At 67.9% G+C, this 25,381-nt stretch carries 23 protein-coding genes and 1 riboswitch; of the genes, 10 read left to right on the forward strand and 13 right to left on the reverse strand.

Features of this window, described 5'->3' with window-relative positions; translation table 11 throughout:
* Nucleotides 1–80 precede the first annotated feature (80 nt).
* The gene (locus tag QO207_RS06325) at nt 81–848 is read right to left on the reverse strand and encodes an ABC transporter substrate-binding protein (RefSeq protein WP_301531651.1); all 768 of its coding nucleotides are present in this window, start codon (nt 846–848) and stop codon (nt 81–83) included.
* A gap of 104 nt (nt 849–952) precedes the next feature.
* Nucleotides 953–2,035 carry an endonuclease/exonuclease/phosphatase family protein gene (locus QO207_RS06330; RefSeq protein ID WP_301531652.1) on the reverse strand — a complete coding sequence of 361 codons (1,083 nt, stop codon included), beginning with the start codon at nt 2,033–2,035 and terminating at the stop codon, nt 953–955.
* 151 nt (nt 2,036–2,186) lie between these two features.
* Between QO207_RS06330 and QO207_RS06335 the strand changes: the two genes are divergently transcribed.
* Nucleotides 2,187–3,023 carry an SDR family oxidoreductase gene (locus QO207_RS06335; protein ID WP_301531653.1) on the forward strand — a complete coding sequence of 279 codons (837 nt, stop codon included), beginning with the start codon at nt 2,187–2,189 and terminating at the stop codon, nt 3,021–3,023.
* A gap of 116 nt (nt 3,024–3,139) precedes the next feature.
* Here the strand turns inward: QO207_RS06335 and QO207_RS06340 are convergent, their stop codons facing one another.
* Both QO207_RS06340 and QO207_RS06345 read right to left on the reverse strand, forming a co-directional pair.
* Nucleotides 3,140–3,571 (reverse strand): VOC family protein, encoded by a 432-nt coding sequence (locus QO207_RS06340; protein WP_301531654.1) that lies wholly within the window; start codon nt 3,569–3,571, stop codon nt 3,140–3,142.
* A gap of 100 nt (nt 3,572–3,671) precedes the next feature.
* Nucleotides 3,672–4,322 carry a YciC family protein gene (locus tag QO207_RS06345; protein ID WP_301531655.1) on the reverse strand — a complete coding sequence of 217 codons (651 nt, stop codon included), beginning with the start codon at nt 4,320–4,322 and terminating at the stop codon, nt 3,672–3,674.
* 166 nt (nt 4,323–4,488) lie between these two features.
* On the opposite strand from QO207_RS06345, the gene QO207_RS06350 reads away from it, so the two are divergent.
* The 3 genes from QO207_RS06350 (at nt 4,489) to QO207_RS06360 (ending at nt 7,241) form a co-directional block, all read left to right on the forward strand.
* Nucleotides 4,489–5,238 carry a DUF2076 domain-containing protein gene (locus QO207_RS06350; protein WP_301531656.1) on the forward strand — a complete coding sequence of 250 codons (750 nt, stop codon included), beginning with the start codon at nt 4,489–4,491 and terminating at the stop codon, nt 5,236–5,238.
* 93 nt (nt 5,239–5,331) lie between these two features.
* The gene (locus QO207_RS06355) at nt 5,332–5,808 is read left to right on the forward strand and encodes an NYN domain-containing protein (protein ID WP_301531657.1); all 477 of its coding nucleotides are present in this window, start codon (nt 5,332–5,334) and stop codon (nt 5,806–5,808) included.
* Between the two features lie 50 nt (nt 5,809–5,858).
* Entirely contained in the window at nt 5,859–7,241 is a 1,383-nt protein-coding gene (locus QO207_RS06360) for a DEAD/DEAH box helicase (protein ID WP_301531658.1), read from the forward strand.
* A gap of 151 nt (nt 7,242–7,392) precedes the next feature.
* On the opposite strand, the gene QO207_RS06365 is transcribed toward QO207_RS06360, so the two are convergent.
* The 3 genes from QO207_RS06365 to QO207_RS06375 form a co-directional block, all read right to left on the reverse strand.
* Nucleotides 7,393–7,761: a VOC family protein gene (locus QO207_RS06365; protein ID WP_301531659.1), complete on the reverse strand. Its 369-nt coding sequence runs from the start codon at nt 7,759–7,761 to the stop codon at nt 7,393–7,395.
* Between the two features lie 89 nt (nt 7,762–7,850).
* On the reverse strand, nt 7,851–8,456 hold the full coding sequence (locus tag QO207_RS06370) for a GNAT family N-acetyltransferase (RefSeq protein ID WP_301531660.1): 606 nt from the start codon (nt 8,454–8,456) through the stop codon (nt 7,851–7,853).
* Between the two features lie 60 nt (nt 8,457–8,516).
* The gene (locus tag QO207_RS06375; protein WP_301531661.1) at nt 8,517–9,758 is read right to left on the reverse strand and encodes a TIGR03862 family flavoprotein; all 1,242 of its coding nucleotides are present in this window, start codon (nt 9,756–9,758) and stop codon (nt 8,517–8,519) included.
* Nucleotides 9,759–10,134: 376 nt separating this feature from the next.
* Here QO207_RS06375 and QO207_RS06380 point away from each other — a divergent pair, with 376 nt between their 5' ends.
* On the forward strand, nt 10,135–10,635 hold the full coding sequence (locus QO207_RS06380) for a hypothetical protein (protein WP_301531662.1): 501 nt from the start codon (nt 10,135–10,137) through the stop codon (nt 10,633–10,635).
* On the opposite strand, the gene QO207_RS06385 is transcribed toward QO207_RS06380, so the two are convergent.
* Nucleotides 10,620–11,543: a histone deacetylase gene (locus tag QO207_RS06385; protein WP_301531663.1), complete on the reverse strand. Its 924-nt coding sequence runs from the start codon at nt 11,541–11,543 to the stop codon at nt 10,620–10,622. The two genes, QO207_RS06380 and QO207_RS06385, sit on opposite strands and share 16 nt — an antisense overlap.
* Nucleotides 11,544–11,631: 88 nt before the next feature.
* Nucleotides 11,632–12,837: an MFS transporter gene (locus QO207_RS06390; RefSeq protein ID WP_301531664.1), complete on the reverse strand. Its 1,206-nt coding sequence runs from the start codon at nt 12,835–12,837 to the stop codon at nt 11,632–11,634.
* A gap of 209 nt (nt 12,838–13,046) precedes the next feature.
* Between QO207_RS06390 and QO207_RS06395 the strand changes: the two genes are divergently transcribed.
* From QO207_RS06395 to QO207_RS06410, 4 genes are read left to right on the forward strand one after another with little or no spacing between them, the layout of a single operon-like run.
* The gene (locus tag QO207_RS06395) at nt 13,047–13,589 is read left to right on the forward strand and encodes a GNAT family N-acetyltransferase (RefSeq protein ID WP_301531665.1); all 543 of its coding nucleotides are present in this window, start codon (nt 13,047–13,049) and stop codon (nt 13,587–13,589) included.
* Nucleotides 13,586–15,202 carry a nitroreductase family protein gene (locus QO207_RS06400; RefSeq protein ID WP_301531666.1) on the forward strand — a complete coding sequence of 539 codons (1,617 nt, stop codon included), beginning with the start codon at nt 13,586–13,588 and terminating at the stop codon, nt 15,200–15,202. The genes QO207_RS06395 and QO207_RS06400 overlap by 4 nt, the downstream gene beginning before the upstream one ends.
* 13 nt (nt 15,203–15,215) lie before the next feature.
* Nucleotides 15,216–16,085: an acyl-CoA thioesterase II gene (tesB, locus tag QO207_RS06405; protein WP_301531667.1), complete on the forward strand. Its 870-nt coding sequence runs from the start codon at nt 15,216–15,218 to the stop codon at nt 16,083–16,085.
* 8 nt (nt 16,086–16,093) lie between these two features.
* Nucleotides 16,094–16,693: an HAD family hydrolase gene (locus QO207_RS06410; RefSeq protein WP_301531817.1), complete on the forward strand. Its 600-nt coding sequence runs from the start codon at nt 16,094–16,096 to the stop codon at nt 16,691–16,693.
* 232 nt (nt 16,694–16,925) lie between these two features.
* Here the strand turns inward: QO207_RS06410 and QO207_RS06415 are convergent, their stop codons facing one another.
* Together QO207_RS06415 and dxs are read right to left on the reverse strand one after the other, a co-directional pair.
* Nucleotides 16,926–18,782: a TonB-dependent receptor gene (locus QO207_RS06415; RefSeq protein WP_301531668.1), complete on the reverse strand. Its 1,857-nt coding sequence runs from the start codon at nt 18,780–18,782 to the stop codon at nt 16,926–16,928.
* Between the two features lie 88 nt (nt 18,783–18,870).
* Nucleotides 18,871–19,067: riboswitch (cobalamin riboswitch) on the reverse strand.
* 37 nt (nt 19,068–19,104) lie between these two features.
* Nucleotides 19,105–21,015 (reverse strand): 1-deoxy-D-xylulose-5-phosphate synthase, encoded by a 1,911-nt coding sequence (gene dxs / locus QO207_RS06420; protein ID WP_301531669.1) that lies wholly within the window; start codon nt 21,013–21,015, stop codon nt 19,105–19,107.
* A gap of 246 nt (nt 21,016–21,261) precedes the next feature.
* Here dxs and QO207_RS06425 point away from each other — a divergent pair, with 246 nt between their 5' ends.
* Entirely contained in the window at nt 21,262–22,266 is a 1,005-nt protein-coding gene (locus QO207_RS06425; RefSeq protein ID WP_301531670.1) for an Ldh family oxidoreductase, read from the forward strand.
* 338 nt (nt 22,267–22,604) lie between these two features.
* Here QO207_RS06425 and QO207_RS06430 read toward each other — a convergent pair whose 3' ends face one another.
* Nucleotides 22,605–24,182, reverse strand: coding sequence for an aldehyde dehydrogenase (NADP(+)) (locus QO207_RS06430; protein ID WP_301531671.1), 1,578 nt, complete (start codon nt 24,180–24,182; stop codon nt 22,605–22,607).
* 264 nt (nt 24,183–24,446) lie between these two features.
* Nucleotides 24,447–25,364, reverse strand: coding sequence for a dihydrodipicolinate synthase family protein (locus QO207_RS06435; RefSeq protein ID WP_301531672.1), 918 nt, complete (start codon nt 25,362–25,364; stop codon nt 24,447–24,449).
* Between the last annotated feature and the right edge of the window lie 17 nt (nt 25,365–25,381).

Genomic DNA, 25,381 nt, shown 5'->3' on the forward strand with positions numbered 1-25,381 from the left:
ATTCATCCGCGATGATGTCCTGCGCGATGCGGGCCTATCGCGGACGGAGTCCGCTCCTACGCGATGCCATCTCTCTGGGATCAGGGCAACTTCATCTCGTAACCGGCGGCCTGCAATTCGTCATAGGCGCGGTCCAGCCGTGCGCGCAGGCCTTCGGCGTCGGGTGCGCGGCGCGAGATGATGAGTTTGGTCGGCACGCTGTAAAGGCGGTCGTAGGCCAGCGACTCCATGTTCAGCTCGCGTCGCGCCTGCTCCACCGGGGTCTGGTAGTCGATCAGGAAGTCGCCGCGGCCGCGTTCGAGCATCTGCAGGGCGGCAGTGTGGGTGCTGGTGCGGTGCAGTTCGAGGTTCAGGCGGGTGTCGGCCAGCAGCTCGGTGATGGGCCGCCAGTAGCTGTAGCCACTGATCAGGATCACCCGGCTGCCGCTCAGGCCTTCGGGCAGTTTCGGCGAGGCGCGCGAGGGCAGGTGATAGAGGTTCAGCTCGACATGGCCGAGGGTGCGTTCGCATTCCAGTGTTGCGCCTGCCAGTTCCACTTTGCCCGGTGCGCCGGCCCAGACCTGCACGCTGCCATCCTGCAGGCCGAGGTAGACGCGGGCGCTGGGCAGTGCGCGGAAGTCGGCGCGGTAGCCGGCCTTGAGCAGGATGCGCCGGACCATCTCGGCGCCGCTGCCGCGGGTGCTGCCATCGGGCGCGGTGTAGGTGTAGGGCGGGAACTCGTAGTAGCCCACGGTCAGCGCCGGCAGCGGGTGTGGCAGGCGGTCGGCCAGCGTGGGGCGGTCTACAGCAAAGGCGGTGACGTGGCAGAGCAGGGCGACTAGCAGCCCGGCGAGACGGCGAAAGTGCATGGATACCCGAAGTGCGTGTTGTCGTTATTGTTCGTTGTCGGGCGAGCATGGGGCCGCCGCGCCGGGATTGTCCAGCGCAGTGCAGTGGCGATGTGCCGCAGCCCTCAGTGGGGCAGCAGGAAGCGCGCGGTGAGCGGCAGGTGGTTGGAGATGCGCAGGGTGTCGTGGCGGCGCACGGCGGCTTCGACGCGGCTCAGGCTGGGGCTGTGGAACAGGTAGTCGAGGGTGCGGTCGGGCTTGTGCACGCGCGGGTCATTGGGGAAGTGGGTGTACCAGGTTTGCTGGTCGGCGCCGCTGGATTCCTCCACCGCCGGGATCACCGGGAAACGTGCCGCCAGCAGGTTCAGCTCGCTGTTGGCGCGGTAGGGCGCGCGCAGCACTTCCGGCAGATAGGGGTACTGGCCCAGCGGCAGCAGGCCGAGGTCGCCGCCCATCAGCCAGGGCCGGCCGGCGGCCTGCAGGGTGCTGAGCTGGGCTTCCAGGGCTTCGACCTGGCGCTGCGGGGTGTCGTCGCCATTGGGGCGTTCCAGGCGCGTGTTGATCACGCTGAGCTGGCCGCCACCGCGGATCGGCAGGTCGCTCTGCAGCAGTGCCGGTTGCGGGGCGAACAGGCGCAGCAGCGGGATGGAGGAGCGCTGCGGCAGGGCGATGCGCTCGGCGCTGGCGATCTGGAAGCGACTGAAAGTCACCAGCTTGCGCCCGGCGCTGCCGAACACGTGGGGGTTCGGGTCGAAGCGCGCCTTCCAGTCGAAGGCGGCGGCGGAGCAGGGGTAGAGGTCGGTCAGGCGGTCGCCGATCAGCGCCTGCTGGTCCACCTTGCCGGTGGCGGCGGCGCCGTCGTCGACTTCCTGCAGCAGGACGATATCCGGCGCTTCGTCGCGGATCACCCGCACCACTTCGTCGAGGCTGTTGGCGATGTCCGCGGAACTGGGGCGGTCGTCCGGGCCGGTGGTGTCGGGCAGGTCGTCCCAGAAGATGTAGCGCTTGCCGGCCAGGTACTGGACGTTCCAGGTCATCACCTTCAGCGCCTGGCCCGGTTGCAGCTGCGGCGCCGGGGTGCGGCACTGCGCGGCCACCGCTTCGCGTTCGGCGGGGTGCCAGGCCAGCAGCCAGGCGGCAGCGGTGGCGATGAGCAGCAGGGCGATGAACAGCACGAAGAGGATGCGACGGCGAAGCGAGAGGCTCATGGGTGACCAGGGGCTATGCTTGTTGGGTCCAGAGGATAGTGGCTGTGACCGCGCATTTCACCTGCGCATTTGCCTCGGGAAGCATCCGGCAACCTTCTGGCGGGTTGCGCGGGGAGCTGCGAGGCCCACGGCGTCATGCCGGGAGGTCGTCATGCCCAGCAAGTGGTTCTCGTCTTCGGCCTACCGGCATAAGGTGGTGCTGGTCAGTGGCGGCTGCTCCGGCATCGGCCGCGCCCTGGTGCTGCGCTTTGCCCAGGCGGGTGCGCATCCGGTGATCCTCGATCTCGACCAGGCGGCGCTCGATGCCCTGGTGCAGCACCTGCGCGAACACCTCAACGTCGAGGCCCTCGGCCTGCGCTGCGACATCGCCGACGCCGAGGCGGTGCAGCGCAGCGTGGCGCTGGCCATCGAGCGTTTCGGCGGTATCGACGTGCTGGTGAACAACGCCGGTATCACCCACCGCAGCCTGTTCATCGAGACCGAGCTGACGGTGTTCCGTCGGGTGATGGCGGTGAACTTCTACGGTGCGCTGCACTGCACCCAGGCGGCGCTGCCCAGCCTGCTGGCGCGGCACGGGCAGATCGTCGTGCTCAGCTCGCTGACCGGCTTCGCGCCGCTGCTCTATCGCAGCGCCTACAACGCCAGCAAGCACGCGTTGCATGGCCTGTTCGATACCTTGCGCATGGAGCTGGAGGGCACCGGCACGGCGATCACCCTGGCGTGCCCCGGCTTCACCGCGACCGACCTGCGGCGCAACGCCCTGGTGGGCGATGGCTCGGTGATCCGCCAGCCGGCCGTGGTGCTGGGCGCCGAAGTGGCTTCTCCGCGCGACGTGGCCGAGGCGATCTACCAGGGCGCGAGGCGGAGGCGCCGGCTGCTGGTGCTGTCCAACGTCAACTGGCGCGCACGGGTGCTCGCGCGCTTCTTCCCGCGGCTGTTCGAGAAGCTGCTGGTGCCGAAGATGTCGGGGCTCAGGCCAGGGCATTAGCTCTTCGTAGGAGCGAGCTTGCTCGCGAACACAGCGACGTAGGGCGCATAACGCTCGCGGCGTTATCCGCCGTTTTGGCGGATAACCCGTTCCGGGTTATGCGCCCGACAGGGGCGTCAGTGGGAATGGGTATCGAACCCGCTGCCGGCCAAGGCCATGTCCCAGAACGAAGCCTCGATCTTGTGCCCGTCCAGGTCGCGGACGAAGCAGCCGTAGTACGGCTCGCCATACAGCGGGCGCGGGCCGGGAGCGCCGTCGTCGCTGGCGCCGGCGGCAATCGCGGCGCGGTAGAAGGCATCCACCTGCTCGCGGGAGCTGGCCATGAAGCCGAAGTGGGTGCCGTTGCCGACGCTGGCCGGGCGCCCGTCGATCGGCGTCTGCAGCCAGAACTCGGGGAACTCGCGGCCGTAGGCCACGGCGCCGGGGTGCTCCATGATCTGCCGGCAGCCCAGGGTTGCCAGCACTGCGTCGTAGAAAGCCTTGGCGCGCGGGTAGTCGTTGGTGCCGATGGAAATGTGCGAAAGGCAGCTGGGCGGGAAGTCGCTCACGGGAGTCTCCTTACTCGGGATTTTCGGGGGCGGGAAGGAGACTCCAGCGTAGAACCCCGGCGCGTGTTGTGCCGGGGGATTTGTTGCGACTTGCTGCCGCTCAGCCGGCCTCGCGGCCGAGGAGGATGAAGATGCGGTAGGCGGCCACCGTCAGCAGCAGCTGGAAGAACCCGCTCAGCGAGTGCAGTGCGACGCTGAGCACCGGCGCGTCCTGGCCTGCCTCCGCGATCCAGCCTTCGGCGATCCACACCGGCGTGAGGATCGCCAGGGAGGTCACCAGCAGCAGGAAGAAGTGCCCGGTGGTCATGGCGAAGCTCTCGCGCATCGCGTCGATGGGCGCGCGCCCGCGCTGCACCAGATTGAATTCGGCGAAGGCCAGCTTGATCATCACGAAGATACCCGGCAGTACCATCAAGTACAGGCCGATCACGATCAGCAGCGAGGTGATCGCCGAGAGCAGGGCGAACGCCGGCCACAGCCGCAGCGATGCGCTCCACAGCTCGCGCACCGTGCGCTCCTCGCCATTGCCGGCGTCGATCATGAAGAGGATCAGGCTGGCGGTGTAGATCGGGTAGAACACCAGGCCGGCGGCCATGCCCCAGGGGGCGAAGTTCTGCGAGCCGGCGGCGATGTTGATCTGCTGCTGCACCAGCGTCTCGATGACGATCCACGGCAGGCACAGCGGCAGCAGGGTGCCCAGATGGCGGGAGAAGAAGAACCAGGTGTCGCGCAGGATGGAAAGGGGATTCATCAGTAACCCGATACTGTCGGTGGGCTTCGACTCTAACTTAAGCAAACCCTCAGACAGAAGGCGCGAGAATTCTGTGACCGGAACTTGTTTTTTCTCCACCCGATCCAATGTTCCAGTCAGTAGACGATCCACCCGCTGTGATCCATCCGCTCATTTGAGGCCTGTCATGAATTCCGAAGAGCAATCCCTGATCGATGGTCTGTTCGCCCGCCTGCGCGACGCCGAGGCGCAGACCGCCCCGCGCGATGCCGATGCCGAGGCGCAGATCAACCGGCACCTGGTGCAGCAGCCGGCCGCGCCGTACTACATGGCCCAGGCGATGCTGATCCAGGAAGCGGCGATCAAGCGCCTGGACCAGCGCGTCAAGGAGCTGGAGGCGCAGCAGGCCAGGGCCCAGGAGCAGCGTCCGAGCAGCGGCGGCTTCCTCGCCGGGCTGTTCGGCGGCGGCCAGAGCCAGCAACCGCGCCAGGAACCGGCGCAGCAGCGCCCGGATGGCTGGGGCCAGACGCGCTTCTCGCAACCGGCCGGCAACAATGCGGCCTATGCGAACAACCCCGCTGCCAGCAACCCGAACGACTTCCGTCCTGCCCAGCCGGCCCAGGCTGCGCCCCAGGGCGGCGGCTTCATGCGCGGTGCCCTGCAGACTGCCGCAGGCGTGGCTGGCGGCGTGATGGTCGCCGACCTGCTGACCAGCATGTTCCACCACAACCAGCCGCAGGAAATCGTCGAGGTGATCCAGGAACAGCCGGTTCAGCCGGAGCCTTCCAGCTTCGACGACTCGCGCAGCGATGACTCCTTTGGCGGCGGCGACCGCTATGCCGACAACACCTTCAGCGACAGCAATTACGACGACGGCGGCAGCTTCGGCGACGACTCCGGCTTCTTCGGTGGTGACGACGGCGACATGTTCAGCTGAGCCACCCGCGAAGCTGTCCCGCCCGCCGGGACTGGCGGGGGCGCGCCGCTGTGCCGATAATGCGCCCCCGCTGTTCGAGTCCCGGAGTCACCGTTGAAGACCATCGCCCTGTTCGCCGACGTGCAGAACCTCTACTACACCGTGCGTCAGGCCTACGGCTGCCACTTCAACTACGCCGCGCTGTGGGCCGAGCTGAGTGCCCAGGGCACCATCGTCCAGGCCTACGCCTATGCCATCGACCGTGGTGATGCCAGGCAGCAGCAGTTCCAGCAGATCCTGCGCAAGCTCGGCTTCACCGTGAAGCTCAAGCCCTACATCCAGCGCGCCGACGGCTCGGCCAAGGGGGACTGGGACGTGGGCATCACCATCGACATCCTCGACGCCGCGCCGAACGTGGACGAGATCGTCCTGGCCTCCGGCGACGGCGATTTCGACCTGCTGCTCGACCGCGTCCGTGCCGGCGGCAGCGACGCCACCGCCTACGGCGTACCGGGCCTCACCGCCCAGGCGCTGATCCGCGCGGCCAGCCGCTACGTCCCCATCGAAGGCGCGCTGCTGCTGCGCTCCTGACCCTTGCGGCTACAATGCCGCCCATTCCGAATCGTTTCTGCGAGCGCTCCATGACCTTCGCCAATCTCGGCCTGATCGATCCCCTCCTGCACGCCCTCGACGGGCTCGGCTACCAGAACCCGACGGCGGTGCAGGCCCAGGCCATCCCGGCCGTGCTCAAGGGGCGCGACCTGCTGGCCGCCGCCCAGACCGGCACCGGCAAGACCGCCGGCTTTGCCCTGCCGCTGTTGCAGAAGCTGCTGCAGGAAGGCCCGCAGGTGGCGGCCAACTCGATCCGCGCGCTGGTGCTGGTGCCGACCCGCGAGCTGGCCGAGCAGGTGCACGAGAGCTTCCGCGCCTACGGCCAGCACGTGCCGCTGCGCACTGCCGTGGCGTACGGCGGGGTCAGCATCAACCCGCAGATGATGAAGCTGCGCAAGGGCGTCGACGTGCTGGTGGCCACCCCCGGCCGCCTGCTCGACCTGTACCGGCAGAACGCGCTGAAATTCACACAGCTGCAGGTGCTGGTGCTGGATGAGGCCGACCGCATGCTCGACCTGGGCTTCGCCCGCGAGCTGGACGAAGTCTTCGCCGCGCTGCCCCGGCGGCGGCAGACCCTGCTGTTCTCCGCGACCTTCTCCGACGCCATCCGCCAGATGGCCCGCACCCTGCTGCGCGACCCGCTGACCATCGACGTGGCGCCGCGCAACACGGCGGCGAAGACGGTGAAGCAGCACCTGCTCACCGTCGACAAGAAGCGCAAGGCCGAACTGTTCCTGCACCTGCTGCGCGAGCAGGGCTGGCGCCAGGCGCTGGTGTTCGCCAAGACCCGCAAGGGCGTCGACGAACTGGTCGACCTGCTGCTGCGCGAAGGCATCCGCGCCGATTCGATCCACGGCGACAAGCCGCAGCCCTCGCGTCTGCGTGCCCTGGCGCGGTTCAAGGCTGGCGAGGTGGACTTCCTCATCGCCACCGACGTCGCCGCCCGCGGCCTGGATATCGAGGAGATGCCGCTGGTGGTCAACTTCGACCTGCCCATCGTCCCCGAGGATTACGTGCACCGCATCGGCCGTACCGGCCGCGCCGGCGCAAGCGGGCAGGCGATCTCGCTGGTCTGCGCCGATGAAGTGCAGCAGCTGGCGGCCATCGAGACGTTGATCGGCCAGACCCTGCAACGCCAGGAAGAAGACGGCTTCGAGGCCGAGCACCGGGTGCCCGTTACCGCTCCTGGCGGGCAGATCACCAAAAAGCCGAAGAAGCCCAAGCAACCCAAGGTGCCTGAAGGCAAGCCGGGCAAGGTTCATCTCGGTTCGCTGCTGGACGACAAGCCGCAGGTCAAGGCAGTGCGCAAGGCGCCGGGCTTTGGTCTGGGCGGTAAGCCGGCTGGCGGCAAACCTGCTGCTGGCAAGACACCGGCTGGAAAGCCCGGAGGCAAGGGCGCTCGTCGGCCCTGAGTCGAACGGGGCTCGTTTTTTTCAGGGTGAGGGGCGGCTCCGGTATTGCCCCTCGCGTAGGAGCGGACTCCGTCCGCGATCGCTTCCAGGCCGGCCTCGCGGCCGGATCGCGGATGAATCCGCTCCTACGGAAACTTCCTGCGCAAACGCCTCAATCGAGGTTATGCCCGATCCGCCAGAGCACCCCGCTCGGGTCATGCAGGGTGAAGTCGCGCATCTTCCACGGCTGGTCTGCCAGCTCCCCCAGGCGCACGCCATAGCGTTCGGCGAGGCCGGAGTCGCGCACGTTCGCGTACCAGGCGTCGGCATCTTCCACCAGCAGGTGCAGCATCAGGTTCTCGGCGAATTCCCTGACGTAGTAGTTCTGCAGCAGGAAGGCGCAGTGGTCGCCATGGTGGAAGTAGGCGAGCTCTTCGGAACTCCACGGCGAGAGGAATCCCAGGTCCTTGTAGAACTGCTGGGAGAGCGCGAAATCGCGGGCGGGGACGAAGACTTTCAGTTCAACGCTGGCAGTGCTCATGGGCAACCTTCCTGGTTAATGCGTGAGCAGGCTTTCACGACGGCGACGGAGCAGGCCACCTCTGGCGGGCGGCTGGCCGCGAGTCTAGCTCAGAGTGGGCGCTGCATGTAGCGACTGCCGGCCACGCCCTGCAGGGTCGAGGTGCGCTCTACCTGCACGCTGAAGCCCAGCCGCTCATAAAGCGCCTGGGCCTTGGGGTTGGCCGTCGAGACGTCCAGCGCCGCCATGGGCAGGCCGCTGCTGCGGCCGATTTGCAGGAAGTGGTCGATCAATTGGCTGCCCAGGCCTTCGCCGCGCAGTGTCGGGGTGACGCCCAGGTGCGCGAGGTACAGGGTCTTGCGTGGCGGCGGGCAGATGATCTTTTCCAGTTGCAGGCCGCGACGCATCACGCCAGCCGAACCCAGGCCGAAGTAGCCGAGGATCTGCCGCGTGGCCGCCAGCATGTAGCCCAGGTTCACCTCGCCGCCGAACACCGTGCCAGCTGCTACTACGCGGCCGTCCTGTTCGCCGACCCAGTGCTGGCGCCAGCCGAACTGCCCACCGCCCTGGACGAAGGCGTAACGCAGGAAATCCTGGGCGCTGTTGCGGCCGGGGCGGGCGAAGGCATAGTCGAAGGCATCGGGACCGGAGCTGTAGATCAGCGGGACAGCGGCGTCGACATCAGCGGGGTGGGCGCGGCGAAAGGTGAGCGGCATGCAGGCGACTCCTGGGTGGGAATCGAGAATCTAGCACCATGGTTCCAGGATGTGCAGCGCTCAGCCTTGTCTTTCGAGCCACTGCACTGCGCCGAGCCCGGCGGCGCGGCCGCTGGCGAAGCAGGCGGTGAGCAGGTAGCCGCCGGTGGGCGCTTCCCAGTCGAGCATCTCCCCGGCGCAGAACACGCCGGGCAGGGCCTTGAGCATCAGTTGCTCGTCCAGCGCCTCGAAGGTCACGCCGCCCGCACTGCTGATGGCTTCGTCCAGCGGGCGGGGGCGCACCACGGTCAGCGGCAACGCCTTGATCAATTGGGCAAGACGCTGCGGATCGGTGTAGTCGGCGGCTGTGGACAACTCACGCAACAGCCCGGCACGCACGCCGTCCAGCCCCAGGCGGCCGCGCAGATGATTGGCCATGGACTTGGAGCCGCGCGGCTGGGCAACGGCCTTGGCGACCTGCTCCAGGCTGCGGTTGGGTAGCAGGTCGAGGTGCACGGTGGCGCTGCCGGTTTGCTCGATACATTCACGAATCCCGGCGGACAGCGCATAGACCAGGCTGCCCTCGATGCCCCCAGCGGTGACCACGAACTCGCCCTGGCGCGGCGTGCCGCCTGCCAGTGCGAGCGCGACCGGCTTGACCGGTGCGCCGGCGAACTTGTCGCGGAAGAACTCGCTCCAGCCGGCCACCTCGAAGCCGCAGTTGGCCGGGCGCAGTGGCGAGATATCCACAGCGCGTTCGGCCAGCAGCGGCACCCAGGCGCCGTCCGAGCCCAGGCGCTGCCAGCTGCCGCCGCCAAGGGCCAGCACGGTGACGTCAGCACTCAGGCTGCGCCTGCCTTCCGGCCCGTCGATCAGCAGCGCGCCGTTGGCATCCCAGCCCAGCCAGCGGTGGCGGGTGTGGATAACCACGCCGGCTTCGCGCAGGCGCTTGAGCCAGGCACGCAGCAGCGGCGCAGCCTTCATGTCGGAGGGGAAGACCCGGCCGGAGGTACCGACGAAGGTCTCGATGCCCAGGCCGTGAATCCACGCGCACAGCGCCTGGTTGTCGAAGGCGTCGATCACTGGCGCGAGGGTCTGCGCGCGCTGGCCATAGCGCGAAAGGAAGGGAGCGCGCTCCTCGGAGTGGGTGATGTTCATGCCGCCGACGCCGGCCAGCAGGAATTTGCGTCCGACCGAGGGCATGGCATCGAACAGCTCCACGCGCACGCCGGCGCCGGCCAGTACTTCGGCCGCCATCAGGCCGGCGGGGCCGCCGCCGATGACGAGGGCGGTACGGGAGGCGAGCGGGCGGGGATCGGTCATGCAGAGGCCAGGCAAAGGAGTGCGGGGAAGGGCGCAATTCTAGCGCAGCGGCGCGGCACGCCGGTTGCTCATTTTCTGTCCAGCTCTCGCTAAGCGTGCAGGGGCGGGAGTGGCGGAAGCTTTCCCGCAGCTTATCCACAGGCTGCTCCACAGTGATGGTGGAAAACAGGCAAGACGTTGTGGGATTGCGCTGGCCGGAACCTTCGCGTCTGTCAGCCTGCTGTCGGCCTGGTGAGGGATTTCTGTTACCTCCTGGTCGGGGCTTCAGCCCTGGGGGCTTGCGAGAATTCTGACGGCCGATTGAGATTCCGCCGATGTTGGCACTTTTGTGAATCCATCAGCATGCCGGGCTCTTGCAACATCGGTCCGACTGCCAATGAAAGTTCGTGATTATCTTCGCTCCCATGAGGCCCACCTGTGGGTGGAGGGCAGCGACACCCGGGTTCGGGTGAACGGCCTCGACATCGTCGTCCGCAGCCTGCCCAGTGAGGAGATCCGCACTCTGCTCAACGAGGCGGTGGCCCACATGGTGGTGCGCCTGAACAAGAACCTGCAGGGTTCGAAACTGAAGTTCGAGCAACGGGTACTGGAGCTGCTGTCGATCCAGATCGCGCTGCACAACCTCTACGTGTTCACCAACTGGAGCCGCCTGCTGCCGCGCTACCTGCAGTACGCGGGGCCGTTGCGTGCCCAGGAGCTGCTGCAGCACCACGTGCCGGAGCAGGTGATGCGCTTCTGCGAGAAGCACTACCCGGCGGACTACCGGCAACGTGCCGCAGCCCTGCTGGCCTTCTCCGACCACGAGCTGGCGCGCTGGGAACAGCAGCGCCTGCCCTCGCGCATGGACACCAACAACTCGCGTTATCGGTCCAGCTGAAGGTCCGCTGCCACCCGTGCGGCGGCGTGGTGCAGGATGCCATGGCGCCGCGCCAGTGCGTGGCGGTCCTTGTCGTAGCCGCCGCCGATCACGCCCACCACCGGGATATCGCTGGCCAGGCAGCGGCGGATGACGTGCTCGTCGCGCGCGGCCAGCCCTGCATCGGTGAGCTGCAGGTAGCCCAGGGCGTCGTCCTTGTGCACGTCGACGCCGGCGTCGTAGAGCACGATGTCCGGTTGGTACAGCGGCAGCAGATAGTCCAGCGCCTCCTGCACCACCTTCAGGTATTCCGCGTCGCCCAGGTGCAGCGGCAGGGGAATGTCCCAGTCGCTCTGCGCCTTGCGCGCGGGGAAGTTCTTCTCGCAGTGCAAGGACACCGTCACCGCATCCGGCACGTTCTCCAGGATGCGCGCGGTGCCGTCGCCCTGGTGCACGTCGCAGTCGAAGATCAGCACGCGGTTGGCCTTGCCGCTTTCCAGCAGGTACAGGCTGATCACCGCCAGGTCATTGAAGATGCAGAAGCCCGAGGCGTGGTCGTGGTGCGCGTGATGCGTGCCGCCCGCCAGGTGGCAGGCCAGGCCGTGCTGCAACGCCATTTCGGCGCTCAAAAGCGAGCCGCCTACCGCGCGCACCGTGCGCCGCGCCAAGGCTTCAGTCCAGGGCAGACCGAGGCGGCGCAACTCCTCGCGGCTCATCGCGCCGCTGCAGTAGCGCTCGATGTAGTCGCGGTCGTGGGCCAGGGCGAGGACGTCCGGCGGGCAGAGTTCCGGGCGCAGCAATTGCGCGTCCTGCACCAGGCCGCTGTCCACCAGGTGGTCGCGCAGCAGGCGGAACTTTTCCATGGGGAAGCGATGGTTGTCCGGGAAGGGCGGACTGTAGTCGTCGTGGTAGACCAGGGGCAGCGGCATGGCGTCGGCGGATCGGGGATGTGCCGCACAGGGTACGTCGGCGCGATGCGCTGACGAAAGGGCCGGCATTGCGCCGGCCCTTTGGTTATCAGCAGTCGTTGGAAGCTGCCGCGGTGCGTTGCGAGCTGCGGCTGGTGGCCACCGAGACCGACCACAGGACGAAGCCGCCGATGGCCAGCAGGCTGCCGACCCAGCCCGGCGAGGTCCAGCCGTAGCCGGCCGCCAGGGCCAGGCCGCCGAGGTACGGGCCCAGGGCGTTGGCGAAGTTGAACGCCGAGTGATTGAGCGCCGCGGCCAGGCCCTGGGCGTCTTCGGCAACGTCCATCAGGCGGGTCTGCAGCACAGTGCCCAGGGCGCCGCCGAAGCCGACGAAGAACACGCAGATGGAGATGGCCCAGATGTTCCCCGCAGTGAACGGGAAGATCGCCAGCACCACCGCGCTCCACACCAGCAGCCCGCCGGCGGTGGGCATCACGGCGCGGTCGGCGAGCACCGGGATGAACAGGTTGCCCAGGGTCATGCCGATGCCGAACACCGCCATGATCAGCGGCACGATGCTTGGCGAGACGTGGGTCACCGCGCCGAGGATATCGGCCAGGTAGGTGTACACCGCGAACAGCCCGCCGAAGCCGATGGCGCCGATGCCCAGGGTCAGCCAGACCTGACCGCGCCTGAGCGCTCCCAGCTCGCGCAGCGGGCTGGAATCCGGCTCGGCCGGCGACAGCGGCGCGAGGACGCGTACGCAGATCATCGTCAGCACGCCCAGCGCGGCCACCAGCGCGAAGCTCCAGCGCCAGCCCACGGCCTGGCTCAGCCAGTTGGCCACCGGCACGCCGATGATGGTGGCGACGGTGAGGCCGAGGAACATCCGCCCGACTGCCACGGTGCGCCGGTGCGGCGGCACGATGGAGGCGGCGACCAGCGCGGCGATGCCGAAGTAGGCGCCATGGGGCAGGCCGCTGATGAAGCGGAACAGCAGCATCCAGTGGTAGGTCGGCGCCAGGGCGCTGAGGCCGTTGCCGACGGCGAACAGCGCCATCAGCAGCACCAGCAGGGTGCGTCGCGGCAGGCGTGCGCCGAGCACAGCCAGCAGCGGTGCGCCGACCACCACACCCAGGGCGTAGGCGCTGATCACATGGCCGGCGGTCGGGGCATCGATGCCCAGCGCCGGGGCGAAGTAGGGCAGCAGGCTCATGGTGGCGAATTCGGTGGTGCCGATGGCGAAGCCGCCGACAGCCAAAGCGAAAAGCACCAGGGCCGTACTGCGTTGCAGTCCGGTGGTGGAGGTCGTCATTGGGGTTCCTTGGTCTTTTTGAGGTGCGCCATGGCGGCGCGGCTGTCTGCGTGAGCACGGTCAAGGCAGTGACCGACAGCGAAGGTAGGAGAAAAATACCAGATGAAGGCGCCTCTGTGCTGAATCGATTGCGCCTTGTCTGACGGATTGCGTCCTACAGGCCCGTGGCCGGGTATCATGGTGACCTCTGCTGAGCCGCGATGATTCCCATGGATTTTCCCAGCCTGACCACCGAGCGCCTGCTGCTGCGGCCGTGGCGCCATGACGACCTGGTGCCCTTCGCCGCGCTCAACGCCGACGCCGAGGTGATGCGCCATTTCCCCGCCTGCATGAGCCGCGAGGACAGCGACCTGCTGGCCGCGCGCATCCTCAAGCACTTCGACGAGCAGGGCTTCGGCCAATGGGTCGTCGAGCGTCGTGAGGATGGTGCCTTCATCGGTGTGCTCGGCTTGCAGCGGGTGTCGTTCGACGCGCCGTTCACCCCGGCGGTGGAGATCGGTTGGCGCTTCAACACGGCGTATTGGCGGCAAGGCTATGCGCTGGAAGCGGCTCGCGCGGTGCTGGGGTTTGCCTTCGAGCAGTTGCAGCTGGAAGAGGTGGTCGCCTTCACCGTGCCGGCCAACCTGCCGTCCCAGGGACTGATGCAGCGTCTGGGCATGCAGCGTGATGAGGCCGGCGACTTCGAGCACCCGCGCCTGCCCGAGGGCCATGCACTGCGCCAGCATGTGCTCTACCGGATTGCGCGAGCATGACGCCGATCGAGGGCGTACGCGCCTTTCATGAGCTGAGCAGCCATCGCCCGGAGCGTTTCGCTCCCGGCCCCGGCCAGCTCGACTGGGCGACCCAGCCGGCCGCCTTTCGCCACTATGCCGGGGCGCGCTGCATCGAGCTGCTGCACCGGCCGCAGGAAGAGTCGCCGGGCTATGGCGAGGTGTTCGCCGGCCCACTCGATGCGCCCGCGCCGCTGAACCTCGCCAGCGTCTCGCAGCTGCTCTACGACAGCCTGGCGCTGTCCGCCTGGAAGGACGCTGGCGGCAGCCGCTGGGCGCTGCGCGTCAACCCGTCGAGCGGAAACCTGCACCCGACCGAGGCTTATCTGCTGCTGCCTGCCGGGGCTGTGGATAACCCTGCGCTGCTGGCGCACTACAGCGCCGACGAGCATGTGCTGGAGGTGCGTGCCGAGCTGCCCGCGCCGCTGGCCGAGCAACTGAAGGACGCGCTGCCCGCGGGCGGCTTCCTGCTGGCGCTGGCGAGCATTCCCTGGCGCGAGGCCTGGAAGTACGGCGAGCGCGCCTACCGCTACTGCAATCACGACCTCGGCCACGCGCTGGCCTGTCTCGGCATCGCCGCGGCGATCCAGGGCTGGGAAGTGCGCCTGCTGCGCGGTGTGGCCGAAGCGCAACTGGATACGCTGATCGGCCTCGACCGCGAAGGCTTCAGCGAGCACGAGTTCGCCGATGCGCTGCTGTGGATCGGCCCGGCACAGCCTGCTGAATTCCCTCTGCCGAACTCCCTGCTCAAGGGGCTCGCCGAGCTGCAGCTGGCCGGCACGCCCAATCGCCTGTCGCGGGACTATCGCCACTGGCCGGAGCTGGAGCGCGTGCATCAGCTGTGCCGCGCGCCCGCGTTGCCGGCCCGCGGCTGGTCCGCACCGAAAACCGAGGCTGTTGTGGATAACCCCGGCCTGCCGCTGCGACCGATCCTCCACCGGCGGCGCAGCGCGCAATCCATGGATGGTCGCAGCGGCATCCAGGCCGACCTGCTGTATGCCTGGCTGCGCCGCCTGATGCCGGAGCGCTCGCCCGTGCCCTTCGCCTGCACCGGCGAGCCGGCGCGTATCGACCTGCTGCTGTTCGTCCATCGCGTCCAGGGCCTGGAGCCGGGCCTGTACTGGCTCGGCCGCAGCGGCCGCGAGGCGGGCGGGCTGCGCGAGGATTACCTGTGGCAGCCGCTCGAGGAGAGCGGCGTGCCGCTGTATCGCCTGCTGTCCGGCGACGCGCGCGGGCTGTCGGCGTTCCTGTCCTGCGGGCAGGACATCGCCAGCGACGGCTGTGTCGCCTTCGCCATGCTCGCCGACCTCGACGCCGCGCTGACCGAGGGCGCCTGGACCTATCCGCRCCTGTACTGGGAAGCCGGCCAGGTCGGCCAGCTGCTCTACCTGGAAGCCGAAGCGGCGGGCCTCTCGGGCACCGGCATCGGCTGCTATTTCGATCCGGCGCTGGACGAATTGCTCGGCGGTGGTCCGGACTGCCCGGTCAGCCTCTATCATTTCACCATCGGCCGCGCGGTCTGGGATGAACGGCTCAGCAGCCTTCCCGCCTATCCGTCGCCACGCCGACTCCCACTTCAGCAAGACCGCAATTGAGGAAACAACGCGCATGACCCAGATCCTGGACAACCTGGTGGCTCTGCTGAGCCTGGAACAGATCGAAGAGAACCTGTTCCGCGGCACGAGCCAGGACCTCGGGTTCCGCCAGCTGTACGGCGGGCAGGTGCTCGGCCAGGCGCTGTCGGCGGCCAGCCAGACGGTGGAGCCGGAGCGCCACGTGCACTCGATGCACGGCTACTTCCTGCGCCCGGGCGATGCCAGCAAGCCGGTCGTCTACCAGGTCGACCGCGTGCGCGATGGCGGCACCTTCAGCACCCGCCGCGTCACCGCGATCCAGAAGGGCCAGCCGATCTTCGCCCTGAGCACCTCGTTCCAGACCGACGAGGGCGGCTTCGAGCACCAGATCGCCATGCCTGACGTGGTCGGCCCGGAGAACCTGCCCACTGATCAGGAGCTGAAGAAGCGCAGCGCCGAGCAGTTCCCCGAGCGCATCCGCGACAAGCTGCTCTACCCCAAGCCCATCGAAATCCGCCCGGTCACCGAGAACGACCCGTACGACCCGGAGGTCGGCGAGCCGATCAAGTACCTCTGGCTGCGCGCCGACGGCAAGCTGCCGGACATCCCGGCGCTGCACAAGTACATCCTTGCCTACGCCTCGGACTTCGGTTTCCTCACCACCTCGCTGCTGCCCCACGGCCGCTCGGTGTGGCAGAAGGACATGCAGGTCGCCACCATCGACCATTCCGTGTGGTTCCACCGCGACCTGCGCGCGGACGAGTGGCTGCTCTACGCCATCGACAGCCCCTGGGCCGGCAACGGCCGCGGCTTCGTGCGCGGCAGCATCTTCAACCGTGACGGCCAGCTGGTCGCCTCCTCGACCCAGGAGGGCCTGATCCGCCACCGCGAGGACTGGGCATGACGCTGGACATGACGTTGGGTGAAGTGCGCCACTGGGTGTTCGACATGGACGGCACCCTGACCCTGGCGGTGCACGACTTCCCGGCGATCAAGCGGGCCCTTGGGATTCCCCAGGAGCACGACATCCTCACCCATCTGGCCGCATTGCCGGAGGACGAGGCGGCGGCCAAGCATGCCTGGCTGCTGGAGCACGAGCGCGAGCTGGCGGTGGCTTCCAGGGCCGCGCCGGGTGCGGTGGAACTGGTGCGCGCGCTGCATGGCGCCGGCTACCGCCTGGGCATTCTCACCCGCAATGCCCACGAGCTGGCGCTGATCACGCTGGCGGCCATCGGCATCGGTGACTGCTTCCTCACCGAGGATGTCCTCGGCCGTGGCGAGGCCGATCCCAAGCCCAGCCCGGACGGCCTGCTGCGCCTCGCCGCGCGCTGGGAAGTGGAGCCGCAGCGGATGCTGATGGTCGGCGACTACCGCTTCGACCTCGACTGTGCCCGTGCTGCGGGCGCGCACAGTGCGCTGGTGAACCTCGCGGAGAACCCCTGGCCGGAGCTGACCGACTGGCACGCGCAGGACTGCGCGGAGCTGGGGCGGATGGCGGGGGTTCTGGGCTGAGTCCATTCCCACACCGATGACCGGGTGGGCGTAGGGCGCAAAACGCGCCAGCGTTATCCGCCCTACGTTACTCCCTTGCCGTGCTTGCTCGCGAACAGCCACCGGTGCCGCTCCTACGGGTGCAGGGAGCCTCGAATGTAGGATGGGTGGAGCCTAGGCGATACCCATGCGGTTGGTGCAGTGAGCGATGGGTATCGCTTCGCTCCACGCCATCCTACAAAAGTCCCTCGCCTTACAGCTCCGGCGTCCAGGTCACCGCCAGCAGCGCGGTGCGGCCCGGTTCGCGGTAGGGTCGGGCTTCGCCGAAGTAGTCGCTGGGGCTGGTCGGGCGCAGGTAGTCGCCCAGGGTGTAGTTGCGGTCCAGGGCGTTATCCAGCTTCAGGTCGAAGCGAATCTCGTTGCTGGCCAGCCAGCTGGTGCGCAGGTCGAGCACGCCGTAGCCGGACAGCTCGCGGGTGTTGGCTGCGTCGTCGTAGCGCTGGCTGACTGCGCGCCAGGTGCCGCCGACGCCGAAGGCGCCGAACTGGCGATCCAGGTCCAGGCTCAGGGTGCGGCGCGCGCGGTACGGCAGGGTGTGGCCGGTGTCGCGGTCGCGCGGGTCGATCAGACTCAGGCCGAGGGCGGCCTGCCAGCCCAGCACTTCGCGGGCGACGCTGGCCTCGAAGCCGTCGATGCGCGCCTTGTTGATGTTCTCCGGCTGATTGCTGTTGCTGTCCCAGGCAATCATGTCGTCGATCTCGGTGCGGTACAGCGAGGCTTCCAGATGCGTGCCGGAGAAGTCGCCGCGCCACTGCAGCTCGTAGGTCTTCGAGGTCTCGGCCTTGAGGTCCGGGTTGCTCGCGCCTGGGTAGTAGAGGTCGCTGAAGGTCGGCGCGCGGAAGCCTTCGCCGTAGCTGGCGATCCAGGTCTGATTGTCGCCCACCGGCAGGCTGAAGGCGGCGTTCCAGCTGTTCTGGCTGCCGTAGGCCTGGTTGTTGTCGTGGCGGATGCCCAGTTCGGTGCCGAAGCTCTCGCCCTTGAAACTGTGCTGGGCGAAGAAGGCACGGTTGCTGCGCTGGTCTTCGGCGAAGGCGGTGCTGCCGTCGACCTTGTCTTCGTACCAGTCCGCGCCCAGGGCCAACTGGTTGGCTTCGTCCAGTTGCAGGCGGTTGATCCAGCTCGCCGAGTGGCGGGTGGTTTCCAGGGTGCCGTTGTTCCAGCTGTCGGCGGCGCCCACGGCCTTGTTGCGGTCGAAGCTGCGGCCCAGCTCCAGGCGGCTGTTCCACATCCGGGTGATCTGGCCGTCGAGGTAGGCGCTGTAGCTACTGACGCGGAACTGGTCCTGGGGCGAGCCCGGTTCGAAGTTGTAGGCGTCGTCGTATTCGTTCTTGCCGCGCTGGTCGTTGAGGTTCAGGCCGGCTTTCCAGTCCTCGCTGAAGCGATGATCCAGGTTCAGGTGCACGGCCTTGTTGCGCTGGGCGTCGTGGTCGTTGTCGGCGCCGACGTTGTCGCTGGTGCGGTCCCAGCCCTGGCTTTCGTCGAGGCTGCCGCCGAGGTTGTAGCGGGTCTGCTCATTGCCGCCGGAGAGGCTCAGGCTGCGCTCGAAGGTGCCGTGGCTGCCGGCGGCCAGGCGCACTTCCGGGTGCAGGCCGGCTTCGCCGCGGCGGGTGAAGATCTGGATGACGCCACCAATGGCGTCCGCGCCGTACAACGCGGAGCGCGGGCCACGGGTCACTTCGACGCGCTCGATGCTGTCGATGCTCAGGTAGTCCAGGCGGGCGATGCCGCTGCTGGCCGAGGCGACGCGCTGGCCGTCCACCAGCACCAGGGTCTGCGCGGTACTGGCGCCGCGCACGGAGTAGGAGACCACGCCGCCGGAGCTGCCCATCTGCACGCCGGGCACGCGGGCGAGCAGGGCAGGCACGCTGCGCACTTGCAGGCGTTCGATGTCGGCGCGGGTGAACACGCTGTTGGCCGAGGTGGCATCGGCGCGCGGCTGGGCCTGGCGGGCGGAGGTGATCACCTGGTCGGAAAGCTTGTAGATGTCGCCAGCGGCGAAAGCCATGCCGGGCAGCAGGCTGGTGGCCAGGGCGAGTCGGGTCAGTTTCATGGAGCGTCCTCAAAAGCGGTCGGATGACTTTCGAGGAGGGCGTGACAAGGGCGGCAGGCCGCACTTGACGGTGCGGCCCTCCGCAACACCTGTCGGGGCGTGTCGAGGGCGGTCTCCGGGCTGCCGACGTCACATCGCCGCCTTCCCGCGTAAGCAGTGGCGGATGGCGATGCTGCACTCCCTTAGGGAGCGCGTCGGTTACCGTTGCGGGGGCAGCGCAGGTCTTTCACCTGCTTCCCGTTACCTCGAACGAAAACGGGCGCACCTTAGTCGGTGCGCCCGTCACTGGCAATACTCCCGGTGGGAGATGCGCCGATCGGTCTCAGCGTTGGCTGAGGGCCTCCAGGCGCGCCGTCACCGAAGCTTCGATGCCGGCAGCGTCAAGACCGCACTCCGCGAGCATCTGCGCCGGTTTGGCGTGCTCGACGTAATGGTCTGGCAGGCCCAGGTGCAGGATCGGCTGCTGGAGGTTCTCGCGGGCGAGGAATTCGCTGACGGCGGCGCCGGCGCCACCCATCACCGAGTTCTCCTCGATGGTCACCAGCAGCTCGTGGCTGGCGGCCAGCTGGCGCACCAGCTCTTCGTCCAGCGGCTTGACGAAGCGCATGTCGGCGACGGTTGCGTCGAACTGCTCGGCCACCTTCAGCGCTTCGGCCAGTTGCACGCCGAACACCAGGAAGGCGACCTTGCCGGCCTTGCCTTCGCGGCGCAGCACGCCCTTGCCGATCTCGACCGGTTCCAGCGCCGCCTCGATGGGCGCGTTGGGGCCGGTGCCGCGCGGGTAGCGTACTGCCGCCGGGCCTTCGAAGTGATGGCCGGTGGTGAGCAGCTTGCGCAGTTCGTTCTCGTCGCTGGGGGTCATCACCAGCATGCCGGGGATGCAGCGCAGGTAGGAGAGGTCGAAGCTGCCGGCGTGGGTCGGGCCGTCTTCGCCAACGAGACCAGCGCGGTCGATGGCGAACAGCACGTCGAGGTTCTGCACCGCGACGTCATGCACCAGCTGGTCGTAGCCGCGCTGCAGGAAGGTGGAGTAGATCGCCACCACCGGCTTGGCGCCGTCACAGGCCATGCCGGCCGCCAGGGTCACGGCGTGCTGTTCGGCGATGGCAACGTCGAAGTAGCGCTCCGGGAACTTGTCGGCGAAGGCGACCAGATCGGAGCCTTCCTTCATCGCCGGGGTGATGCCGACCAGGCGCGGGTCCTGGGCGGCCATGTCGCACAGCCACTGGCCGAACACGCTGGAGTACTTCGGCCCGCCGGCCTTCTTCGGCGCGGTGTGGGCGGCGGCGCCCTCGGGTTCGAGCTTGGTGATGGCGTGGTAGCCGATCGGGTCGATCTCGGCCGGGCCGAAGCCCTTGCCCTTCTTGGTCACCACGTGGAGGAACTGCGGGCCCTTGAGGTCACGCATGTTGCGCAGGGTGGCGATCAGGGTCGGCAGGTCGTGGCCGTCGATGGGGCCGATGTAGTTCCAGCCCAGCTCCTCGAAGAGCGTGCCGGGGACCAGCATGCCCTTGGCGTATTCCTCGGTGCGGCGGGCGATCTCCCAGGCGCCGGGCAGGCGCGAGAGCACCTTCTTGCTGCCTTCGCGCATGCTGCTGTAGGTGCGGCTGGAGAGGATCTTGGCCAGGTAGTTGGACAGGCCGCCGACGTTGTTCGAAATCGACATGTCGTTGTCGTTGAGGATCACCAGCATGTCGGCCTTGACCTCCGACGCGTGGTTGAGCGCCTCGAAGGCCATGCCGGCGGTCAGTGCACCGTCGCCGATCACTGCCACCGACTTGCGCCCCGAGCCCTGCATGCGCGCGGCGATGGCCATGCCCAGTGCAGCGCTGATGGAGGTGCTGGAATGACCGACGCCGAAGGTGTCGTACTCGCTCTCGGAGCGGCGCGGGAAGGCGGCCAGGCCGTCCTTCTGGCGCAGGCTGCCCATGCGCTCGCGGCGACCGGTGAGGATCTTGTGCGGGTAGGCCTGGTGGCCGACGTCCCACACCAGTCGGTCGTCCGGGGTGTCGAAGACGTAGTGCAGGGCAATCGTCAGTTCGATGACGCCCAGGCCCGCGCCGAAGTGGCCGCCGGTCTGGCCGACGCTGTACAGCAGGTACTGGCGCAGTTCGTCAGCGAGGGTCAGCAGCTCCGCTTCGCCCAGGCGACGCAGCTCGACCGGCGTGCTGGCGCGATCGAGCAGGGGCGTGGCAGGGCGCGCGCGGGGAATCTCGTGAAACGTCGTGGGCATCAGGCTGATCGTTATGAGAAGGCAAAGATGCGGAAGTTTACCTGATGCGCTGAAATGGCCCAAGCAACGTGGGGCCAATCCTTCGGACGACCGGATGGTCGGGATGTGGTCGTCAGGCTGTGCCGAAATCGTCGTCGCTGCCGGCGATTGCGCGCAAGCGGGGCCAGGCGCGAGACTCCATGGTAGACCGATCACCGACCGGCGGCGGTTTGCCGCAGGCTTTTGTTGCAATCTGAGGAGGATGGCGTGGCCCGACTGAGCCTGGATGAACTGCGCGAACTGTCGGTGGCGATCCTGCGCCACAACGGCTTCAGCGAACCCCACGTGCAGGCGGTGACCGACACCGTGCTGGCTGGCGAGCGCGATGGTTGCACCTCTCACGGAGTCTGGCGGCTACTGGGCTGCATCCACACCGTGCGCGCCGGCAAGGTGGTGGCCGATGCCGTGCCGGAGCTGTCCGAGCCCGCGCCGGCGATTGTACGGGTGGATGCCAAGGGCAGCTTCTCGCAGTGTGCCTTCGACCTGGGCCTGCCGAAACTGGCGGAGAAGGCCCGCAGCCAGGGGTTGGCGGCGCTGGCGATCAACCATTGCGTGCATTTCTCGGCGCTGTGGGTGGAGATCGAGCGGATCACCGCCCAGGGCCTGGTGGCGCTGGCGGTTACCCCGGCCCAGGCCTATGTGGCGCCGGCTGGCGGGACGCGACCACTGTTCGGCACCAACCCCATCGCCTTCGGCTGGCCGCGTGGCGAGAACGATCCTTATGTCTTCGATTTCGCCACCACCGTCGTGGCGCGCGGGGAAATCCAGCTGCACGAGCGCGAGGGCAAGGCGATCCCGCTGGGCTGGGGCATCGACGCCCAGGGCAACCCCAGCACCGACCCGAGCGCGGTGCTCGATGGTGCCATGCTGACTTTCGGCGGGCACAAGGGCTCGGCGCTGGCGACCATGGTCGAGCTGATTGCCGGCCCGCTGATCGGCGACCTGACCAGCGCCGAATCCACGGTGTTCGACGAGGGCACCAAGTCCTCGCCACACCATGGCGAGTTGCTGATCGCGCTGGACCCGGCACGCTTCCTCGGCGCCGACGCTGCGCAGCACCTGGCGCGGGCGGAGCAGCTATTCGAATCCATCGTCGACATGGGCGCGCGCTTGCCGTCCCAGCGGCGCTTCGCGGCGCGAAAGCGCAGCCTCGCCGAGGGCGTGGAGATCAGCGATTCGCTGTATGCCGATTTGCGCAAGCTGCTGGAATAACGCGACGCCCTTGTAGGAGCGAGGGGGACGCCATCGTTATTGCTCGCGAACAGCTTTGCTCCATTGCTTGCTTGGTTCGCGAGCAAGCTCGCTCCTACGAAGAGCACGGCTCGGCGGATAACGCTGGCGCGTTATGCGCCCTACCAAAGCGTGGAACGGCGCGGCGATTGTAGGAGCGGATTTATCCGCGATGGTTTCCGGCGCGATGCGAACCTATCGCGGACAGAGTCCGCTCGTACGCAAAACCCACCACCTGGGTATAAAAAAGCCCCGGCACGAAGCCGGGGCTGAGCATCGGCGCGGACTGGCCGACAGTTCACTCCCGCGCCGACGAACCCTCAGCGAGTCACCGCACCACGCGTCGTCTCGCCATCCACCAGCCGTGCGATACCCAGCGGGTTGGCGTCCTTCAGCGCGTCGGGCAGCAGCGCGTCGGGGTAGTTCTGGTAGCACACCGGGCGCAGGAAGCGGTCGATGGCCAGGCTGCCGACCGAGGTGCCGCGCGCGTCGGAGGTCGCCGGATAGGGGCCGCCGTGGACCATGGCATCGCAGACTTCCACGCCGGTCGGGTAGCCGTTGATCAGCAGGCGCCCGGCCTTGCGCTCCAGCACCGGTACCAGCGCGGCGAAGCGTGACAGGTCCTCGGCTTCGGCGATCAGCGTGGCGGTGAGCTGGCCGTGCAGGCCGTCCAGCGCGCGGCGCAGTTCAGCCTCATCGGCCACCTCGACGACGATGGTGGTCGGACCGAAGACCTCTTCCTGCAACAGTTCCTCACCCTGGAGCAGCAATTCGGCCTTGGCCTGGAACAGTTGCGGCAGCGCTTGCTTGCCCTCCTGCGGCTGGCCGGCGAGGTGGCGCACGGCGGGGTGGGTGAGCAGGCGGGCGATGCCTTTTTCGTAGCTCTTCAGGGTGCCGGCGTTGAGCATGGTCTGCGCCGGGCGCTGGCCGATCTCGGCGATCAGGTTGGCGACGAACAGGCTGAACGCCGGCGAGGCGATGCCGATCACCAGGCCGGGGTTGGTGCAGAACTGGCCGCAACCCATGACCACCGAGTCGATCAGCTCACGGGCGATTTTCTCGCCGCGGGTTTCCAGGGCGGCGGGTAGCACCAGGACCGGGTTGATGCTGCTCATCTCGGCGAATACCGGGATCGGCTGCGGGCGTGCGGCAGCCAGATCGCACAGCGCGCGGCCGCCCTTGAGCGAACCGGTGAAGCCGACTGCCTGGATCGCCGGGTGCTTCACCAGCGGCTCGCCGACGCCGGCGCCGTAGATCATGTTGAACACGCCAGCCGGCATGCCGGTGGACTCGGCTGCGCGGGTGATTGCCTCGCCGACGAATTCGGCGGTGGCCATGTGGCCGCTGTGGGCCTTCACCACCACCGGGCAACCGGCGGCCAGTGCGGCGGCGGTATCGCCACCGGCGGTGGAGAAGGCCAGCGGGAAGTTGCTGGCGCCGAACACCGCCACCGGGCCGACGCCGGTGCGGTACTGGCGTAGATCCGGACGTGGCAGCGGCTGGCGCTCGGGCAGCGCGCTGTCGATACGCGCACCGAGGAAGTCGCCGCGGCGCAGGACCTTGGCGAACAGGCGCATCTGATTGGCGGTGCGGCCACGTTCGCCCTGGATGCGTGCGGCGGGCAGCGCGGTCTCGCGGCAGACGGTAGCGATGAAGTCGTCGCCGAGGCTTTCGAGTTCGCTGGCGATGGCGTCGAGGAACTGCGCGCGGCGTTCCGGCGACAGGGCGTTGTAGGCCGGGAACGCGGCTTCGGCGGCGCGGGCGGCGGCGTCGACTTCGGCCTCGGTGGCCTGGAGGAATTCCCGGGGCAGGGCTTCGCCAGTGCTGGCGTCGAGGCTCTGCAGGCGGACAGTGCCGGCGCCGATGCGCTGGCCGGCGATGAAGTTGTGGGCGGTCATGGGCGGGCTCTCTGGTGCTGGATTTCGGTGCGGCGAAGAGCCCCTCTCCCCAGCCCTCTCCCTGAAGGGAGAGGGAGTGTCCGAGTGGCTCGGGCGGTCGTGCTCTCCTTCGGGGATGGCATCAGGAAGAGTACGCGTTGCCTCTTCACGCCGAACCAGTCCCCTCTCCCTTCAGGGAGAGGGTTAGGGAGAGGGAACCGAACATGCCGGGGAACCATGATGCGTCCCCGCGCACGGTCGTTCGCTCTTCTCACTGGCTGCGACTCAGAGCCCCACATCCGGCAGCTTCGGCCGATTGGCCAGTGCCTTGGCCATGATCGTCYCCACATGCTCGCGATCAGCGCCCTGCAGCGCCAGGCGCGGCGGGCGGGTGAGGGCGGTGCCGCGGCCGGCGATCTCCTCGCAGAGCTTGATGCACTGCACCAGGTCCGGACGGGCGTCGAGGTGGAGGATCGGCATCAGCCATTCGTAGATCGGCATGGCCTCTTCATAACGGCCGGCCTTGCACAGGCGGAAGATGGTCTCGCCTTCCTGCGGGAAGACGTTGGACATGCCGGAGATCCAGCCCTCGGCACCCACCGCGATGCTCTCCAGAACCACGTCGTCGAGGCCGGCGAAGAGGATGAAGCGGTTGCCCACTTCATTGCGTACGTCGATGAAGCGGCGGGTGTCGCCGGAGCTGTCCTTGAAGCAGACGATGTTCTCGCAGTCGGCCAGGGAGATGAGGATGTCCGGGGTGACGTCGTTTTTATAGATCGGCGGGTTGTTGTAGACCATCACCGGCAGGTCGGTGCTGGTGGCCACGCTGCGGAAGTGCGCGGCGGTCTCGTGGGGCTTGGAGGAGTAGACCAGCGCGGGCATCACCATGATGCCGTCGACGCCGACCTTCTGCACCGCCTTGGCCACCTGGGAGGCGCCGTGGCTGGTGAACTCGGCGATACCGCAGATCACCGGCACACGGCCGCCGGAAGCGTCCTTGGCGACCTCGGTGACGGCCATCTTTTCCTCGATGGACAGCGAGGTGTTCTCACCGACGCTGCCGCACACCACCAGGCCCGAGACGCCGTCGCGCACCAGGTTGGAGATCACCTTGTGGGTGGCTTCCAGGTTGACCGAGAAATCGGCGTTGAACTGAGTGGTCACCGCGGGGAACACGCCACTCCAATTGACCTTCTTGCTCATGTTTGTCTCCAATTGTC

The organism is Pseudomonas sp. CAN1, assembly GCF_030462585.1.
GTDB lineage: Bacteria > Pseudomonadota > Gammaproteobacteria > Pseudomonadales > Pseudomonadaceae > Pseudomonas.